Origin of the sequence: Paenibacillus albiflavus (assembly GCF_004344915.1) — a bacterium.
GTDB classification, from domain to species: Bacteria; Bacillota; Bacilli; order Paenibacillales; family NBRC-103111; genus Paenibacillus_AM; species Paenibacillus_AM albiflavus.
The window spans coordinates 180,001-198,240 of the sequence record NZ_SKFG01000010.1 but is presented as its reverse complement, the minus strand read 5'-3'; the positions used below and the strand labels follow the sequence as shown (position 1 = coordinate 198,240).

Genomic DNA, 18,240 nt, shown 5'->3' with positions numbered 1-18,240 from the left:
ACATTCAAATAAAGATAGGAGGTATGTGAGTTTCGTTCGTTTGCTTTTTGAATCAAGTTATAGCAGAATGGCTTGACTTAAATTATCTGAATATTTTGACTATTTGGTTTTTCGGGCATTTCAACAACCTAATTTATGAAAGGGGTATTTAAAATGGATTTGGAAAAGCAGATTCTAGAAATGATAATTGAGAGGCTTGACTTGGTAGATATAGATGTAAACGGTGTTGATTACGATGCACCGCTCTTTGCTTCATTTGACGATGAAAGAATTGGATTGCAATTAGACTCAGTGGATGCATTGGAGCTGGTAGTGGGAATTAATGAAAAGTTCGGCGTTAAAATCGGTGATGAGGATATGGCTATTTTCAGAAGTATTTCTACGATAGCGGACTTTATTCGTGAAAAAACGGAGAGCTTAGTGTGAAAAAGAGAGCTGTAATAACAGGAGTGGGCATTATATGCGGATTAGCCAATAATTCCTCCGAGTTTGAAAAAAAGATTTTTTTAAATAACACGGGTATAGATAATATATCATTATTTGATGCGAGCAGAATGAGAAGCCAGAAGGCAAGTGAAGTGAAACAGGAAATAGCCAAAGAAGACGATGTAGAACGTTTGGAGCAGTTTGCGAAGATTGCTTTAAATGAAGCTATTGAAGACTCAGGCGTATTTAAGCGTCAGACGCGCATAGAAAATAAGAGGATATCATTAAGTTTCGCAACTTCCTTGGCCGGAAATGAGAAAGTCATGGACAGGCTGAATGTCGTCGGAGAACAAAGAAAACCATTAATATCGCATTGCCCCAATTTCCTAAATCGCATTAAAAATATTGCGAAAATCAATACGTTTTCTTTTGTAACAACTACTGCATGTGCTTCTGGTAGTGGAGCAGCAGGATTAGCATATGAGATTATCGCAAATGATTTATCCGATATTGTGATATTGGGCGGTTCGGATTCCTTGACCCAATTTGCTTCCACCGGTTTCCATTCTTTAAAATCACTCAGCAGCAGTATATGTAAACCGTTTGATGTTGACCGTAATGGAATAAATATTGGTGAAGGAGCAGCATTTTTAATTGTTGAGGAGTACGAACATGCAAAAGATAGAGGCGCTTACATTTATGGTGAACTCGTGGGATATGGAATATGTAATGATGCCTATCATATGACTTCTCCCCATCCTGAAGCATGCGGTGCGATTCGTTCAATGAAGATGGCTCTTAAAGACTTTGAAGAGAAAATTGATTATGTAAATGCCCATGGGACAGCAACTCCTATAAATGACCAGGTTGAAATGAAAGCTATTGAAAACGTTTTAGGAAATCAAGATGGCGATGTTTTTGTTTCATCTAACAAATCAATGGTTGGACATTGCTTAGGAGCAGCCGGAGCTATTGAACTTGTTGCAAGTGTTCTGGCCATCAAACATAATATGGTTCCTCTTAATTACAATTTGGTTAACCCCATCAGCAGTGATGAAAGCAAATTGAAGATAGTGCGGGAAGAAAATAAAAAGGCTGAAGTAAATACGGTCTTATCCAATTCCTTTGCATTTGGGGGAAATACGGCAAGCATAGTGGTAAAAAGAATTGAAGCAAGTATAAATAATGAACTCGGAGTGATCTAATGAGAATTGCCGTTATCGGATCAGGTATTTCAGGTTTGGCATGTGCTGCTGCAATGTCTGCGAGAGGGCATCAGGTCGTTGTCTTTGAACAGTACAAGAAGATTGGGGGCTATGCACACTCATTTTTCAGGAAGAAATTCCAATTCCATTCTTCCGTTCATGCTTTCCCTGGAACGGTTTATCAATATCTTAGCCTATTGAATATAAAGTATGATCGCAATGGAATGATACCATACCGGATGTTGTACCAGTTTGAGGACAGATATCAGTTTATTGCCAGTAATCATATAGCGCAGCAATTAGCGGGAGTATTTCCGGGGAACAAGGAATCTTTAGAAGGCTTTTTTCAGGAAGTTAATGACGCGTATAAAATTTTTATTAAATTAGATGTTGTTAAAGGCGATATTTTTAAATTGAAAGCTGCGGAGTTAAAACATTTTATTCAGTTTTCCAAGAGTACCGTTAAGGATCTGTTGGTTAAATATTTTCCTGCGGATGAAGATATGGAGGTCAGGAACATTATACTGGCACTCGTAGACTTATCCCCGGATTCTACAGCATTATTGCTGCCTATCACCATCAATGAAATTAAGCAGGATGTTGTGGAATATATGATCAGTGGTGGAGCTCCGACTATACTTAATGACCTTAGATCTGTAATCCTAGACTCTGGTGGAGAAATTAGGTGTAATGAAAAGCTTGAAAAGATTCATGTTGTTGACAGGGAAGTGAAAGCGCTTACCACTCGGAAGGGTGAATTTACGAATTTTGATTACGTTATATCTTCAGTGGATATCGTTCAAGTATATAATACGATATTGGATGGGGTAAGTAAGGAGAAAATGGACTCACTTAAAAAGAGTATTGCTGATTTTGAGCCTTCCGATTCGAGTGCCACTGTTTGGTTGGGACTGAACTGTCCGCCAGAAAAATTGGGGATATCTGATATTGTGTGTTATTATCCCAAGATTTCGACGATTGAATCGAAAAGGCGGTACTTCAACCAGGATAAATATGCAAGGCTAGATAAGGACAATATTCATCTGTTGATTATCCCGACATTTTCCTTTGATCCTAAATCTACTCCCGCTAATAAATCACAGCTATGCCTTGGATTAAACGTTCCATTTTCAATCGAAAATACCTGGTATGAGCAAGACAATGCTGAGTATCAGCAAAGGAAGAAGGAAATTGTAGAACTGTTTGTCAGTCTTACAGAAGAAGTTATCCCTGATTTACGAAAGTATATTGAGGTTGTTGAATGCGCGACACCCAGAACTTATGAGAGATACACGCTAAACCCCAAAGGGGCGTCAGTTGGATTTGCTAAGACTACGGCCTATGTAACGTCACAAAATAAGCCAAGGGAATATGATGAGTATTTCAAAAATTTATTATTTACCGGAAGTTGGGTGAGTGACTTCTCAGGGGTTTTTGGGACTATTGACGTTGGATTCAGAACGGCAAACAAGCTATTGGAATTACTGGGAGAGGAGCAGTATTCTCTTCCGAAGAGAACGGTGATGTAGCAGCCTATGCAACGTACTATATATTTTCCAAGAATAAAGAATATGGTTGTGGAGACATATCCGGAGTTAAGTTCCTTAGTGACCTTTCTAAATTATTCAAAATTATATGAAATGGACAAGATTGTTGCCACCATTGAAAATGTTATGACTGAAAAAAAGGATCGGTCATTAAGTGCTGACTTCGTTGAAAGAATCGCAAGAGCAATTTCGTATTCATATGGTATTTATTTTGAATTGTTCGGGTTAACCGATAAAGAAAATTTCGAAGCTGAGATTTTGCGCCAGTTAAAAATGAGAATCTCCCCCCCAATTGTGAAAGTACCTACTTCTTTATTAAAGGGCGCTTGTACTCCTGAAAGTGAAATATGGTGTATTTGTTGTGGTATCGAAGGTAAAGCGATGGTTCTTATCAATCCTTTTGAACGTGACTACGAACTTGTTGACCCCAATTCCATCCCAGGGAAAATATCGTTCTTCAATTTAAATATTCCTGGTTTCTCAAGACCAAGTTACATTACCGACGGTAATAACCGTTTTAACAAACTAAAAAAAATCTTATAAGGAAGTATGAATATTGAAAACGGTTCTTTTGGATAAACTCGTAAAAGTGCATAGCATGGGTTCTAACTGCTGTACAAATAGTATCAGGACGATATTAAAATACTATGATTATGATGTTTCGGAAGATCTCGTGTTCGGGTTAGGTTCTGGACTAGGATTCATCTATCAGAATTATTTGGATGAAGGCTATTTTATTAGCGGACGGAATGAAAGCTTGGAGTTTAATCTAGCATATCTGCTGGAAGGGGAGCTAATTTCCGATGTTAACGACTGCTTTCAGACTGAATGGGAGAAAAACAAGGAATTTTTGGAAAAAGGCATACCTATTATTGTTGATTTAAGCATTCCATACTTACCCTACTATAAGAGGTTTACTGTCCAGTCTGAAAATGTGGCTTTCGGACTGCATAACGCTGTTTTAGCAGGCTATGATGATGAGGGAGTGTATCTTCTAGAGCATCGCTGGTCGGAGGTACTCAAAATATCGCATGAGGATTACCAATTGGCTAGAAGCGTTCACAATACTTCCGTTTCGCCGCAAAATGCCTGGAAAGTATTAAGAGTCCCTGAAAAACTTCATAAGGGAAATATGAAGCCATATATTGTTGATTCTATTCAGACCATGCTCAACAGGATTAGACAACCATTTGCTTTTAAAATCGGGCTGAAGGGCTTAGAGATGTTTTGTAAGGAAGTTGAACATTGGAATTCCTTACCACAGGATGAACTGAAAAGAAATCTAATGATCGCCGGTGTTTACCTTGAAAGGCTGGGCACAGGAGGTGGAAACTTTCGAAGGATGTATTCCCGCTTTTTAAAAGAGGCGGCTGGTTACTTGGACAATGCGTTGATTCAACAGGTAGCAGCAAAATACTCAAGTCTAGCTAGCGAGTGGAAACAGTTGGTATACGATTTTGATGAAGCTTTATGTAAGGAGGTTACTATAATTGAGGACAAGTCCCTAATAAGGCTGCAGAAAATATTAGAGATGGAGGTAGACGCTGTGGAGTGCCTACTTTTACTGTAATATTTTTTAATAGGAGGAAAACATTAATATGAGCGTTATTATTACTGGAATTGGCGTAACGGTTCCAAATAAAATTGTTCTGGAAGACTATTTCAGTTCGTTGGAAAGCGAACCGGATAAGGATCAGAAGCTTGACAATATAGAATTTACACTGATTCCAAAAGCTAAGATGAGACGCATGAATCACTATACGTCTCTGGTCATGTCCAGCGTGGAAAGGGCAATTATCGATAGTGAGATTGATTTTCAAAATATTGACAAGCATAGAATCGGCACAATATACAATACGTGTTACGGACCACTCGAAACTAATCTTGAGTTTGGAAAATTCGTTAAAGACGGGGACCCCGATTTGGGAAGTCCCATCGTTTTTGCCAATACCGTAACGAATGCTGCCATCGGTCATCTTTGTATAATAATGGGGTATAAAGGTGTAAGTACACAACTCATGGGGAGTAATAACTTATTATACTCCGAAATACTGCTTAAATCCGAACATGCTGATTATATTTTTACTGGCGGTATAGAAGACTATGTTGGGTTCTTGGATGAGGAATACCAGGCTTTCTATAATCAGATTTTTGAGGAAGGGATTTCAGGAGCGGGTGTCTCACTCCTTTTACAGCGGGATACCAGTGAGTATCAGAAGGTCTATGGAGAAATAGGAAAAACAAGACAAAAGTACATGGGAATTATGCCCTTTCAAGAAAAGGCAAAAAATGAAACCTTCGATGCATTAAATGATGTGTTGGGCCAGTTTGCCCAGGACAAAATTGATTTTCATGTTTCCATGACGAATAAGAATGAGCTTCGTGAGATGGAAACAATGTTGGTAAAGGATTTTTACAAGGAAATTCCTGTTATTTATCCGAAGGATGTATTTGGAGAACTATTTGGTTGTAATTTATCCTTTGGAGTTGCCGTTGCAGCTATGGTTCTTCAAAAGTACCCAGCAAAGGACAATGTATTGGTTACGTGCTACGATACCGCCGGAGATTATACTGGAATTTGTATTAGGAGGTGTTGAAATGGATTTTACAAACAAAATAGTTCTTGTTACGGGTGGATCGCGAGGAATTGGTGAAGCAATCGTTCAAGAATTCTACAAGGCAGGTGCCGAAGTTATCTTCACTTATTGTAATGGAGAGAAATTGGCGCGAGAAGTTGAACAAAAATATCCGGGAAGCAAATCATATCAAATGAATTTGGAAGACTTATACGATATTGAAAAGGTGTACGAACAAATTCTAGCTGATTATGATCGGATTGATATTTTGATAAATAATGCCGGTGTGACTAGGGACGGTTATGCAATGCTCATGTCTGAAAACTCCTGGGATACCGTAATAGATACAAACCTAAAAGGGACTTTCTGGCTGACTAAAAAAATGTTGTTGCATATGTTGCAAAATCGAATGGGAGTCATTATTAATATGTCTTCTGTTGCAGGACTTATCGGTGTAGCCGGACAAGCAAACTACTCTGCAAGTAAGGCCGCTCTTATAGCGCTAACGAAGACATTAAGTAAAGAGCTGGCTGGAAAGGGGATCAGGGTTAATGCAATTGCGCCAGGTTATGTAAAAACGGATATGGTAGAAAAAATACCTGAAAAGATGAAGCTCCAGTATGAGGAATCCATTGCTATGAAGCGCTTTGCCGAGCCCTCTGAGATTGCTTCCGTTGCTTTATTTCTGGCTAGTGATGGGGCAAGTTATATTAATGGTGAGACGATCGTTGTTGATGGAGGTCTAAGATAGAAATGTCCAAACTGCTTCTTATTGGATTGGGGCATATTGGGGAAGGGTTAGTAAAAAAAGGGTACCTGAACCCGGCGGATATTATATTAATAGACAAGATTCAAACGGATATAGAATTTTGTGACTTCAGGCAGTGTGATGTAAGCAACCCTAGTGAATATATCAATGTTCTTAATGAAATTAAAAATATTCACGTGTTTGATACGGTGATCTATCTTGCAGGAGTAATGCTGCCGGGTAGTGCAGGTGATATTCCTTACTTAGATTGGGAGTCTAGCTTTCAAGTCAATGTAACGGGTGCATTCCTGCTGGTTCAAAACACGGTGAACTATTTGATCCAAAACGGTGGGGGGAATTATATATTTATATCCTCGATTTTCGGGTCCACTACAGGATATGAATTAGTAGCATATAACTCCTCTAAAGCAGCCTTAAACGCTTTTGTAAAATCAGTTGCTCTTGATTATGTAAATCACAATATCAGGGCAAATACAATATGTCCGAGTTTTGTTAAATCACCTATGCTTGATAGTGCAATGCAAGTGATCGGTAAGAATAGGAATTGGTTTAGCTCTCTATCAGGGTTTAAAAATAAGCATGTAAATGTTTCGAGTATAGGCGAGGCTATTAAGTTTTTTATGATCCAGAATGATTGTAACGGTGTGGATTTATTAATTGATGGAGGGTATTCTATCAGATGAATAAAGGAGAGCAAGATGTATGGCATTGTTTTTCCCAAATGCGTGAGTTTTACCGGAACACCCCTATAATTCTAAACAGGGCTGAGGGTCATTATTTTTACGATGTGAAAAACAAAAAATATTATGATGGTGTTTCAACACTTTTAAACGCATCCTTTGGACATAACAGATCGGAGTTGATGGAGGCCATCTACACCCAGGCGAGAAAACTGGATGTAACGTCATTGTTCAATGCAGGTAATGATATTTCGCAACAGTACTTCGATCGCTTGAAGCTATATCTGCCTCCAAATTTAAACAAGGTATTCTATACGAATAGCGGTTCGGAAGCAGTGGAAACGGCTTATAAAATATGCCGCCAATATCATTGGCTTGTCGGTGATGAAAAGAGAACAAAATTTATTTCCATGAAGGGTGCCTACCACGGATCTAATTTATTGGCGAATTATATTACAGCGGCATCATCGATCAATAGAGGTATGGAAAAGATAATAGATCAAGAGCTTTTTTTCGTGGTGGATATCCCGGATTCTTATGATGAAACGGATGCCACCGAGAATGAACTTGTCGTTGATAGATTACACAGCTTGGAAAGCATGATTATAGATCAGGGTCCTGAAACCTTTTCATCAATTATTCTGGAGGTTGTGCAGTTATCGAACGGTGCCTACCCTTTGCCAAAGCTTTTTTTGGAAGGCGTGCAGAATCTATGCAGAAAGTATGGTTTGCTATTTATCATTGATGAGATAGCGACAGGGTTCGGCAGGACTGGGAGCATGTTCGCCTTCGGGACATATGACCTAAAACCAGACATCATTACTTTGGGTAAAGCCATTAACAACGGATTAATCCCAATGGGTGCAGTCGTTGTTTCCGAGCATATATTCAATGCTTTTTTAGGAGAAAAGGATGAAGACAAAGAACTGCTACATGGCTATACCACAAGTGGGCATCCAATTGCCTGTGCGGCTGCTCTCGCGACTTTGGATCTAATGGAAAATACATCCATCCTCGAGTGCGTCAATGAATTGGGAAGTAATCTTAAAACTAGTTTGATGCCACTATTAAATTACGAATTTGTAAAGTGTATCAGTGGTAATGGTATGATGCTAGCATTGCGTTTTAAGCCAGGCTATCGGGTTGCTATGAGCGAAAAATGGGGAATCTCCCATATCCTTGATTCAAAATTAAAGCAGAGAGGATTTTTGTTTTATCCAGACGATGAAGATACCTTGATCATTGCTCCGCCTTTAACATCTTCCAGAGAAGAAATTGTTTCTTTAGTTGATACTGTTTTATCTACTATTGAGATATTGAGTAAAGGAGTTGTAAGGAAATGAGCATGAAAACGTATGATGTTATTGTCATCGGCGGGGGCATATCAGGAATGCTGGCAGCATTACTGCTAGCAAAAAAGAAGATGAAAGTTGCACTGATCGAAAGAACAAAATTACTAGGTGGCTTCTTTAAAACAATTAATTTGGACGGTAAGGTTCTTCCTTATGGGGCTCATCATATCGGACTGGGTGGAAATACCCTTAAAAAATTTTTCGAAAAAATAGATATTGATATTGATATAGGCTTTAAGGTTCAGGATATTTTTCACATCAAAATTGGTGAGAAGGAATATGAAATTCCTATCGACTTAGCAAAACTGTCGAAGTCATTAGTACAATACTTTCCTCATCAACAAAATGAAATAATTGATTTCTTCAACAAGATAATTTCTTTTTCGAAGGATCTAGAAGAGGATAATGAGCACCGGGTAGCCGAGTACTTTCGGAAAACTGTAAGTATTCCCTATATAGATTTTTTAAAGGAACGGTTCAAAGACGAAACTTTAATTCTATTGTTATTAAGTATCGGACCTGGATATGGCGGCGTTAATGAGCAGGATTCGGCATTTACCTACATATCCATACTTGCCACCTATGGTAAGGGATCAGGCTATTTTAAGGATTACGGCAAAAACCTGTATCATTTATTAATAGAAAAAATGGATGAATTGGGAGTAGAGGTTTATTTATCAAGTCATTTTGAGATCGATAGGTTTAACGAACACAATGTTCAGGGAACACTTTTACAAAATGGGGAACTTGAGCTTGCGGTTACAGGTAAAAAGGTTATTGTTGCCTGCCAGCCATTGGGTATACTGAACAAAGCATTTGAGCAGGGTATTATTCACCACCGAGAATTGACTAAGTTTTCCAAATTGAAGAAAAGCCCCACTGCATTCAGAAGCTATCTTAAAATAAATAAAAAGGCTTCTCTCAAAAAGGGTGAATATATCTTTTGCCCGAATGAAAACATCCATATATCCCTGCAACAATATATAGACATCAGAAGGGGGAAATTGCCCGTCTCAATCATCTCTATATTTGAGGACGATCACTATTACTATGCTATGATTACATGTAACTATAGCAGTGAAGCAAGCTATGACATCGACAAGCATGAGACCAATAGTTTTATCAATAAGCAGTTTTGTGAGATATTCGGAGTGAATAGGCAGGACATTGAAAGATCACTCTTAATGGCATATCGGGATAACCAATCCCCTGCATTCCTGCCCGTTTTCGGTTGGTACAGGAATCAAATCGGAAATATATCTTTGAATTCCCTCGATATTATAGAGAAGCGGTTGAAGAATGTATATTTTATAGGGCACTGGTCAAAATCATTTGGCATCTACGGGAGTGTTTTATCCGTTACTGACTGCATGGTTAGAATGGCATGAAGATTCATCATTTTTCTGGTATCCATGTGGCCTTGTTTATTGTCGAACATCGCAAGAAAAAGTATAAAAGGAACTTTAATCGGATTGAAAAGGAAGGGATGAAAAAAGCCCTTTTCAATCATTACTCTGAGTGTATCGGGGATTTTAAGTATAAAAGCTATTCTTATTCGTATCCGACGGCAGCTTTTATATTTTCTAACTTTCCTGTCGGAGTAGATATCGAAATGAACAAGTGCCTTACGATTGAAGAAGCTAATATTTTTATATCGGCCAAGGAAAGAGAGTTCTGCGATCAATTGGGAAATGATAAATTTCTTATATATTGGACACTAAAGGAAAGTATCGGTAAATATCTGGGGCATGGTTTGGGAAAGGGATTTACTTCAATTGAAATTTTGGACAACCATATTCTCGTACATTTCCCAATTAGGGATAAGGTGTGTGATATTACTGCGATGGTTATTATAGACGGGAAAAGGATTATTACTATTGTTTTGCCTGTAGATTGCAACATACCGGATAATTTGATGAGTTTGGCATGGAAGAAAGAATACACAATAAAGGAATGGGAAGTGTCGTGAAAGATATTATTGCAATCCCCAGTGGAGAAATAGAATTTGTTTTATTCAAAAAAAAGTTTCCTGTTTATATATTTATCATTAAGACAACACAAGGAAATATATTATTTGATTCGGGATTTTCAAGTACGATTTTTTCAGATTCCTATAATCCCGAGCAATATCTTGGCTCTGCTCATAAATTTGCAAATATTAACCTAAGCGACGATCAGAAAGCAATTCATATGCTGAAACGGCATAATATCGAGACGGGAAATATTGGCACCGTTGTATTATCTCATTTACACTTTGACCATGCAGGTGGCATCCTTGATTTCCAAGAATTTAATAAAGAGAAAATATTCGTACATGAATTAGAGTATGAGGAAATATATTCCACGTATACAATGTTTGGCGATTATGGCAAGAGCATATTGTCATTTGTAAAGAACGTTAGAAAAATAAATGGGGATCGATATGATCTTTTTGGAAATGGAGAAGTTACCTTGTTGCATACCCCGGGACATACGAAAGGTCATATTTCATTATTATATAAATCCTGTAAAACAGGCGATAATTATTTGTTTCTGGGGGATGTTTCCTATACAGTGGAAGACTTCCTGAATAATAATTATTCAGGATCGGTGTACAGAAAAACGGCGCGAGATACATTTGATAAGATCAGGAAAATTATTATTGATGAGCAGGTTAAGTATGTATTAACTTCTCATAGTCTTGGAACTTGTGAGGTGTAACAATGGCAGCTATTTTGATCAATGGTTATAATATCATTTCAATCGCTACAGCACTGCTACTTGCGGAAGAAAACTATTCGGTAGAAATATGGTATGAACAAAAAAATCAGAATTATCAGTGTATTTATTTCTACGATGATATAGAAAAGGGAAGCTTACACAAAATCGTAAAGAAAATTGATCTGCCAACACTGGCTTTAGAGGAGTATCCAGTGGTAGATACCATTTGTATTCATAGAAACAAAATTGATAGACTTGCGGATTTTGAGGGGTATATCCAATCCCTTAAGCAAATATTTCCAGGGGAGTCGGAGAAACTGGATGAATATTATCAAGTGATTACAGCCCTAGGAGTGCAATGGCTTGATTCTTTGACTAACGGAGAAATTGATTTTGTACGTCATAAAAAAATGATGGAATACTCCCAAATCGGATATTCCCAATTTCTGGACAAACTATTTGTTGATCCAAATATTAAGGCTGTTTTGCAAGTAGGGATACCAACAAGTACCGTATCCTTGAATGTCATGGCCGGACACCTTTTTAGCCAAATATTTGTAAACAAAAGGGCATCAGGGGGGCTTCAAGCCGTGTGGGAGCATTTGGAAAGATTGGCGTTAAGGAACAAGAATATTAAAGCGTACAACAAGAAGGCAGTCAACCTTGAAATGAACTGCAAGACGGACAACCAGTATTTGATAGAGGCAACTGACGGATCACAACATAGATTTGGCGTCGTAATCAACACTGAAAGAACCTCTAAGCAGGTTTCTGGTTTTGGTAAATCCTTGGGGGTTGAAATAAAATTCAAGGACGAACATGGGGTGCAAAATCCACTTTGGTTGCTGTCAGAGACTGTTCCCAGTGTCAAGTATTTAGAAAAGGTTATAAACAACCAACCTAATGAAATAAGTGATTTCTTTTGTATTGCATGGCGGACAGCTAATGACCGCCTAAGGGTCTATCTTACAGTATCGGAGAGCATGCATCATGAAGATAACTATAAGTTAATATTGGATGAGATCTATCAAAGGTTAAATGCCATAGGGATTGCAACTGACAATATAGCCGGTACAGAGGTATTTGGAGATGAAGAGTTTTTCTCAAATATCGGCTTTGCAGATGCTCTACACAATCAATGGGGATTTTCGGTGACTCAGACAAATAAAAATCCAGTTAAATTGAAAGACAAGAATGGAATTCTGCAGACTCATCAGTGGGGAGGAGCATGGTTTACGATCAGTTACCTAGCTTATATAAATGCAGCCAAGGAGGTGGAAGGATAGTGTTGGAGTCGGAATATGTCTACCGGACAAAGCCACGATTTATTGATATTGACGCCTACGGTATTATGCATCATAGCAAATACTTCTCGCTTCTCGAGGAGGCACGCTTCGGTTATATCACAGACGTACTTAAATTTGAACTAGAGGACTTCATGACAAAAGGAGTACTTTTTCCCGTATTGAATGTATCCGGAAAATATTACAAGAGCATTACCTACGGAGATGAAATTTCAATCCACATGAAGGTACAGTTTCATGAGGAAGGGAAGATCACATTTAATTATATACTGTACAACCAGTATGAAGAAAAGCTATTTGTTTCTCAGGTCATAGTTGGCTATATCGAGGAAAGAACAAGAAGATTATTGTTAACGCCCCCAGCTTGGCTGTTTGACAGGATTAAGGAAGTTTTTTTAACGATGGAATAAATGGGAGATTGGGGGGAGTTCTTTGAATAACATTGACATTCGGAGCGTACTAAGGCACAGGTATCCTTTTTTGCTAATCGATCGAATTGTTGAGCATCAGTATGGAGAAATGGTGGTGGCCGTTAAGAACGTGACCAACAATGAGCCATGGACTACTGGGCATTTCCCGGAAAATCCGGTATATCCGGGGGTTTTTATTTTCGAGAGTATGGCGCAGGCTGGGGGGATTTTGTTTTATGATTTCTCCCAGAAGGATGGTTCGGAGCGTCCACGTTTTGCTTGGCTAGCAGGTGCTGAAAAAATTAAATTTCTAAAGCCGGTAGTCCCTGGAGATATATTAAGGATTGCAGCAAATAAAGATATTATGGCTGGGAATGTAGCAAAGGTTTCATGCACAGCTTATGTGGATGATCAAAAGGTAGCAACGGCAAGGGTCTTATATGTATTTGAGTGATGCGCAAATAAAAAAAACTCTGCTTCAAGGGGAAGAGTTTATTTTAATAAAAAAGGCAAACCTTCAACTTGAGGAAAAACAAGTCGCAGCAAAAATAAGAATTCCGAATAGCTGGAATACGGGTGAGGTTCCTGTGGGATTACTGATTGAAGCCATAGGACAGGCAACCGAGCTGCTTATCCGACATTGTTATCCAATCAAAGGAATGCTTTATTTGGCGCAGTTAAAGAATGTTAAAATACATTCGGCCCTTATAAGTACGGAATACTTTGATGATATGAGTATTCAATCCGAAATAGTAGAAAAGGTCCAGGGAAATATTTTAAGCAGGGGAAAGATGTCTATTGGGGAAATATACTTATATGAGCTTACAATGAACCACTATATGGTAGAGGAGGATAAGAATGGAGCTGATGCTAGAAACGATTTTGAAAAAATGTGAAGAAGATCCCTTTCAGGTTATTTTGAGAACCGCTGAAAGAGACTATACGCTGAGGGATATTATTAATAAGGCGTGGTGCATAGCACACCATATAAAAGAAGATATGCGCGACCAAGAAGTTCTACCTATTGTTATGGATGCTTCGCCTTTATTGGTGTCTTCAGTGATAGCTGCTTTAATGCTTGGCAAAACCTATTTACCTGTAAGCATACAACTCCCGAAAGAGCGACAAATGTATTTATTGAAGGATTTCGAGGTAGGATGTTATTTAACAAATTCCGCTAACTTTGATTTTGAAGGGTATAGGCCCATGTATATTAGTGATTGTTTTGAAGAAACCTCACCGATAACGATGGATCGAAGCTCTGGAAGCTACTTTGGATTATATTCGGCTGACGATATAGCGGTTATTTTGATGACTTCAGGAACCACGGGTAACCCCAAAAAAGTGAAAATTATGCACAAGAATCTCGCATGGATACTTAAGACTCTTAATAAGCAGTTTCCTTTCGGAAAAGACGATTCAATTTTACAGATATCTTCTATAGACTTTGACGGTTCCTTGTTTGAATTGTTCTATTGGGTACATGGATACGGAAGTACGGTTATTTTACCACCAGTTGAGGACAAGAAAAAGATCGTTTTGATTCCAGAATACATTAAAAAGTTTGGAGTAACCCATTTTTTATGTCCTCCGACTGTATTCTCCATTATCATGATGTTCGACAGCCAATTTCACGAAAAATTATCCAGCTTGAAGATTTTGTTCGTTGGGGGCGAGGAAGTAAGTGCTTCTACTGTAAGGAAGATAAAAAATGCTATGCCTTCTCTTCAGTTGTTCAATGCCTATGGACCGACGGAGACATCAATCATTGCCACTATTTACCCGGTTGTAGGGGATGAAGAAGGCGTGATGCCTATCGGGGTGGAGCTACCGGGTGCTAAGGTTAAAATTATCGATAAGCATTTGAATGAGGTGAGTGACGGTCAGGAGGGTGAAATCTCTATTGGAGGTTTGGGCGTTACGGCGGGGTATACTTCCAAAGAGCTTACGATAAAGAAATTCAGAGACGTGCAAGGCGAATTGTATTACATTACTGGTGATTACGGCATTAGACGCAACGATGGCAATATTGTGTTCCTGGGAAGAAGGGACGAGCAAATTCAGCATCATGGTGTGAGAATAGAAGTTAGAGAATTGGAAGCTCGATTTTGTAATGCATTTAAGGATCTAAACTTCAAAGTGATCTACCACGACCATAAAATTATTTGCTTTATAATTGCAGCGAATATTTCACCAGAACAGATTACCGAAGTAAAGAAGTTCGCACGCCAAAATCTAGACGTGTACCGTAAGCCCAAGGTCTTCGTCCCGTTGAATAAATTTGTCCTAACCAAAAACAGAAAATTTGATACAAAAGAAGCGATAAGGCTATATGAAGAAAATAGATGAAGAGGGGGACCACTTGCATTGTTAACTCTTAAGCAGATTAATAAGGCCTATGGGCTTGGTGAAGCACGAGCAAACGTGCTTAATGACATTAATTTAAATATTAAGCAAGGTGAACTGATTGTTATTTTAGGTCCATCAGGTTCCGGCAAGACAACCTTGCTTAATGTGATTGGCGGCCTTGAATTCGACTACAAAGGGAAATATTTCTTCAAAGAAGAGGAAATCAACAGGATGAGGGAATCAAGACTTATTGAATTTAGAAGGAAAAATATTGGTTTTGTATATCAGGGCTATAATTTACTACCAAGCTTGACTGTGGAGGAAAATATAAAGCTCGGATACAATCTCGCCTGGGATAAAAAGGACAATTATAACATCGACGAACTATTGGAATTAGTCGGTATGAAGGGATATAACAAGAAATACCCATTTCAATTATCCGGTGGAGAGCAGCAGCGTGTGTCAATTGCGCGCGCCATAGCCAAGAAACCGAATCTGTTATTGGCTGATGAACCGACGGGTGCGTTGGATGACAAGACCTCGAGTAAAATCATGGACCTTATTAAAAAACTAAATGACATCGGAACTACAATCGTAATCGTTACTCATAATAACGAAATCGCCAAAATTGCTGATCGGCTTATAAAGATGAATAGTGGCAAAATCGTGGATATCGTTGAGAACAAGTAGAGTAACCAATGTGAAGAGGGAGAACCTGAATGAAAGAATTAATCATAAACCATTTCCGGACGCTACTAAGAAGATATAAGGCACAAACCTTTTTTTTGGTGCTTATGGTTTTTCTGACGTCTTTTTTAATGAGTATATTTGTTAATTTGTGGGTTACATACTCCCAGGGAATATCAGAATACAGCAATAGTCTGAACATGGAAACCGCTAGCTTTCTTCCGGATGTTAAAGTAAAACAGGAAGATCTAGCAGACAAGTACCATATGGATATTCAAAAGGAAGAGTATAAAGTAATTCAGGACGGATCAAAAATTTATAAATTATTTACTAACGAAGATAAAAAGATAAATAAATATACAATTATCGATGGCCGTAATGTGAGAAATGAGGATGAGGTTCTGGTCGATCCTGATTTCTTAGAGGCAAATGGAGTTGGAATTGGGGAACAACTGAATTTTTCTAATCAAACATATACAATCGTAGGGACCTTCATCTTGCCGAATCAGGTTGTTCCGACCATCGATGTGAATAAAATGTACAACAGTAAAAACCAAGCTCTTATTATTTTAACTACCCCAGCATTTCATAAGATCGATGCAAGCCTCCAATTCTATTACTCTACCAATGCCTCGGAGGAACAATTAGAGGAGTTAATCAACAATGAACAACTACAATACATTCTAAAGGCAGATGACAATCCTGAAATATCACCTCTTCTATCTAAATTTCAATTAATAAAAATGATTGTTGGAATATCGGGGAATTTACTTGTGATTATAGTTTGTATCGTTTTGATTATGGCGTTGGTCCAGAACATCAATGACGATAAAAAAATACTTGGCATACTGAAGGGAGAAGGGTATAAGGATATCCAATTGATACTGTCCTATTTTCAGTATGCTTTTATTGCAACATGGACTGCACTTTTAGGGTCTATGGTGGGCGTTTTATTCGTACCGATGGTGATAAAACTACTTAATACGAATATTACTATGCATTTAGAGATTAATATTCTCCAAGAGGTTTTAATTAATTTTATAATTTGTTCAATTCTAGGAACAATTATGTGGATTGTTTCAGTTATTACTGCTAATGTGCTGCTAAGCAAACCTGCGCTTGCTTTGATACGACAGCCGTTTATGGAAAGTGGCGGAAAATTGCGCTTGTACAGCTCAATGAATATTGAGAAAATACTGCAGTTAAAACTGATAACTAGAAGGACTTTAATTATAATCCTTGTTGTTTTTGCAGGCTACGCCCTTAGTGGCCAGTTTATCTTCGGCCAGGCAATGTATCAATTATCAGATAATATTTCCGTTGAATCCGTACGGGGAATTAACTATAACGCTAATGTTATTTTTAAGGATGCGACGGAGGATTATTCTCAGGATGGCGTGAGATATGTCCGGAATAACGTTAAGTTCGATAATGACCAGTATAGCTTGATTGCCTTAGACGCAAACAAGGACTACAAGGAAGCCATCGGCTTTTTCTCAGAAGGTGGAGATGTGGATATAACACAACAGCTCGATGAGGGTGTTATTATCAATCGTCTTACGGCAGTTCAAAAAAATCTAAAAGTTGGTGATACAATTCAAGTTTCAGGCTCTGAAAACCGCCAAATGACACTGAAGGTCTCGGGTATCAGCCAATTCCTGCAGGGTAAGGAGTTCTATACCTCAACCAAATACTTATTGCAGTATGACTCATTGGAGAAGAGCTTTAACGGCATATATGTAAAGAATCCAGACAAATTCGCAGGAAATGATGCTGTAATGAGAGTGATCACGGTTTCGGACATAAAAAACAATTTAATAGAAACTACGACGAAATTTAAGACAGTCGGCTTAATCCAGTACGTTATTGGTATTATTTTGGGATGCGCGATCCTTATTATGGCGTTAAATATTGCAATCTTTCATAATCGGAAAGAGATTTCACTGCTTCTTGCCATGGGATACCCGTTAAAATCGGTAAAGAGGATCACCGTATACTCCTATGGCTATCTAGTGGCTGTCGGTTTGATTATTGGAGGAGCAATTATTGCGCCCGAGATTAAATTCCTATTCACTCTATTTTCGAAAGCTTCAACCATCTTCTACCCTGTTACAATTCCGCCCGCGATCTATATAGAAGCAATACTGGCCAGTATACTCATTTTTTACATATGTGCATTCTTCTTTGTCCGCAGGTTAAGAAAACAATCCTTTGTCGAGCTTTTTATGGATTAAG

General features: G+C 38.3%; 19 protein-coding genes. All 19 read left to right on the top strand.

Annotated features, from left to right (window positions below; genetic code table 11):
- The first annotated feature begins 153 nt into the window (after nt 1–153).
- The 19 genes from E0485_RS11970 to E0485_RS11880 are packed head-to-tail and all read left to right on the top strand — an operon-like array spanning nt 154 to nt 18,239.
- Nucleotides 154–426 carry a phosphopantetheine-binding protein gene (locus E0485_RS11970; RefSeq protein WP_132418276.1) on the top strand — a complete coding sequence of 91 codons (273 nt, stop codon included), beginning with the start codon at nt 154–156 and terminating at the stop codon, nt 424–426.
- Complete coding sequence (locus E0485_RS11965) at nt 423–1,631, top strand: beta-ketoacyl-[acyl-carrier-protein] synthase family protein (RefSeq protein WP_132418275.1); 1,209 nt, start codon at nt 423–425, stop codon at nt 1,629–1,631. The genes E0485_RS11970 and E0485_RS11965 overlap by 4 nt, the downstream gene beginning before the upstream one ends.
- The gene (locus tag E0485_RS11960; protein ID WP_132418274.1) at nt 1,631–3,160 is read left to right on the top strand and encodes a phytoene desaturase family protein; all 1,530 of its coding nucleotides are present in this window, start codon (nt 1,631–1,633) and stop codon (nt 3,158–3,160) included. Before E0485_RS11965 ends, E0485_RS11960 begins: the two co-directional genes overlap by 1 nt.
- 6 nt (nt 3,161–3,166) lie before the next feature.
- Nucleotides 3,167–3,721: a hypothetical protein gene (locus tag E0485_RS11955; RefSeq protein WP_132418273.1), complete on the top strand. Its 555-nt coding sequence runs from the start codon at nt 3,167–3,169 to the stop codon at nt 3,719–3,721.
- A gap of 13 nt (nt 3,722–3,734) precedes the next feature.
- Nucleotides 3,735–4,748, top strand: coding sequence for a BtrH N-terminal domain-containing protein (locus tag E0485_RS11950; protein WP_132418272.1), 1,014 nt, complete (start codon nt 3,735–3,737; stop codon nt 4,746–4,748).
- Nucleotides 4,749–4,776: 28 nt separating this feature from the next.
- Nucleotides 4,777–5,775: a beta-ketoacyl-[acyl-carrier-protein] synthase family protein gene (locus E0485_RS11945; protein ID WP_132418271.1), complete on the top strand. Its 999-nt coding sequence runs from the start codon at nt 4,777–4,779 to the stop codon at nt 5,773–5,775.
- A 1-nt stretch (nt 5,776) separates the two neighbouring features.
- Nucleotides 5,777–6,505 (top strand): 3-oxoacyl-ACP reductase FabG, encoded by a 729-nt coding sequence (gene fabG / locus E0485_RS11940; RefSeq protein WP_132418270.1) that lies wholly within the window; start codon nt 5,777–5,779, stop codon nt 6,503–6,505.
- Between the two features lie 2 nt (nt 6,506–6,507).
- Nucleotides 6,508–7,206, top strand: coding sequence for an SDR family NAD(P)-dependent oxidoreductase (locus tag E0485_RS11935; RefSeq protein ID WP_132418269.1), 699 nt, complete (start codon nt 6,508–6,510; stop codon nt 7,204–7,206).
- A complete protein-coding gene (locus tag E0485_RS11930) occupies nt 7,203–8,546 on the top strand; it encodes an aminotransferase family protein (protein WP_132418268.1) in 1,344 nt (447 codons plus the stop codon). Before E0485_RS11935 ends, E0485_RS11930 begins: the two co-directional genes overlap by 4 nt.
- Nucleotides 8,543–9,943, top strand: coding sequence for an FAD-dependent oxidoreductase (locus tag E0485_RS11925; protein WP_132418267.1), 1,401 nt, complete (start codon nt 8,543–8,545; stop codon nt 9,941–9,943). Before E0485_RS11930 ends, E0485_RS11925 begins: the two co-directional genes overlap by 4 nt.
- Nucleotides 9,940–10,524 carry a 4'-phosphopantetheinyl transferase family protein gene (locus E0485_RS11920; RefSeq protein WP_132418266.1) on the top strand — a complete coding sequence of 195 codons (585 nt, stop codon included), beginning with the start codon at nt 9,940–9,942 and terminating at the stop codon, nt 10,522–10,524. The genes E0485_RS11925 and E0485_RS11920 overlap by 4 nt, the downstream gene beginning before the upstream one ends.
- Entirely contained in the window at nt 10,482–11,255 is a 774-nt protein-coding gene (locus E0485_RS11915) for an MBL fold metallo-hydrolase (RefSeq protein ID WP_132418265.1), read from the top strand. The genes E0485_RS11920 and E0485_RS11915 overlap by 43 nt, the downstream gene beginning before the upstream one ends.
- A 2-nt stretch (nt 11,256–11,257) precedes the next feature.
- Complete coding sequence (locus tag E0485_RS11910; RefSeq protein ID WP_132418264.1) at nt 11,258–12,541, top strand: hypothetical protein; 1,284 nt, start codon at nt 11,258–11,260, stop codon at nt 12,539–12,541.
- Complete coding sequence (locus E0485_RS11905; protein WP_165921158.1) at nt 12,541–12,969, top strand: acyl-CoA thioesterase; 429 nt, start codon at nt 12,541–12,543, stop codon at nt 12,967–12,969. Before E0485_RS11910 ends, E0485_RS11905 begins: the two co-directional genes overlap by 1 nt.
- Nucleotides 12,970–12,991: 22 nt before the next feature.
- Entirely contained in the window at nt 12,992–13,423 is a 432-nt protein-coding gene (gene fabZ / locus E0485_RS11900) for a 3-hydroxyacyl-ACP dehydratase FabZ (RefSeq protein ID WP_165921157.1), read from the top strand.
- Nucleotides 13,416–13,865, top strand: coding sequence for a hypothetical protein (locus E0485_RS11895; RefSeq protein ID WP_132418261.1), 450 nt, complete (start codon nt 13,416–13,418; stop codon nt 13,863–13,865). The genes fabZ and E0485_RS11895 overlap by 8 nt, the downstream gene beginning before the upstream one ends.
- A complete protein-coding gene (locus E0485_RS11890; protein ID WP_132418260.1) occupies nt 13,828–15,318 on the top strand; it encodes an AMP-binding protein in 1,491 nt (496 codons plus the stop codon). Before E0485_RS11895 ends, E0485_RS11890 begins: the two co-directional genes overlap by 38 nt.
- Before the next feature lie 18 nt (nt 15,319–15,336).
- The gene (locus E0485_RS11885; protein ID WP_132418259.1) at nt 15,337–16,008 is read left to right on the top strand and encodes an ABC transporter ATP-binding protein; all 672 of its coding nucleotides are present in this window, start codon (nt 15,337–15,339) and stop codon (nt 16,006–16,008) included.
- 29 nt (nt 16,009–16,037) lie between these two features.
- The gene (locus E0485_RS11880; RefSeq protein WP_132418258.1) at nt 16,038–18,239 is read left to right on the top strand and encodes an ABC transporter permease; all 2,202 of its coding nucleotides are present in this window, start codon (nt 16,038–16,040) and stop codon (nt 18,237–18,239) included.
- Nucleotide 18,240 lies beyond the last annotated feature (1 nt).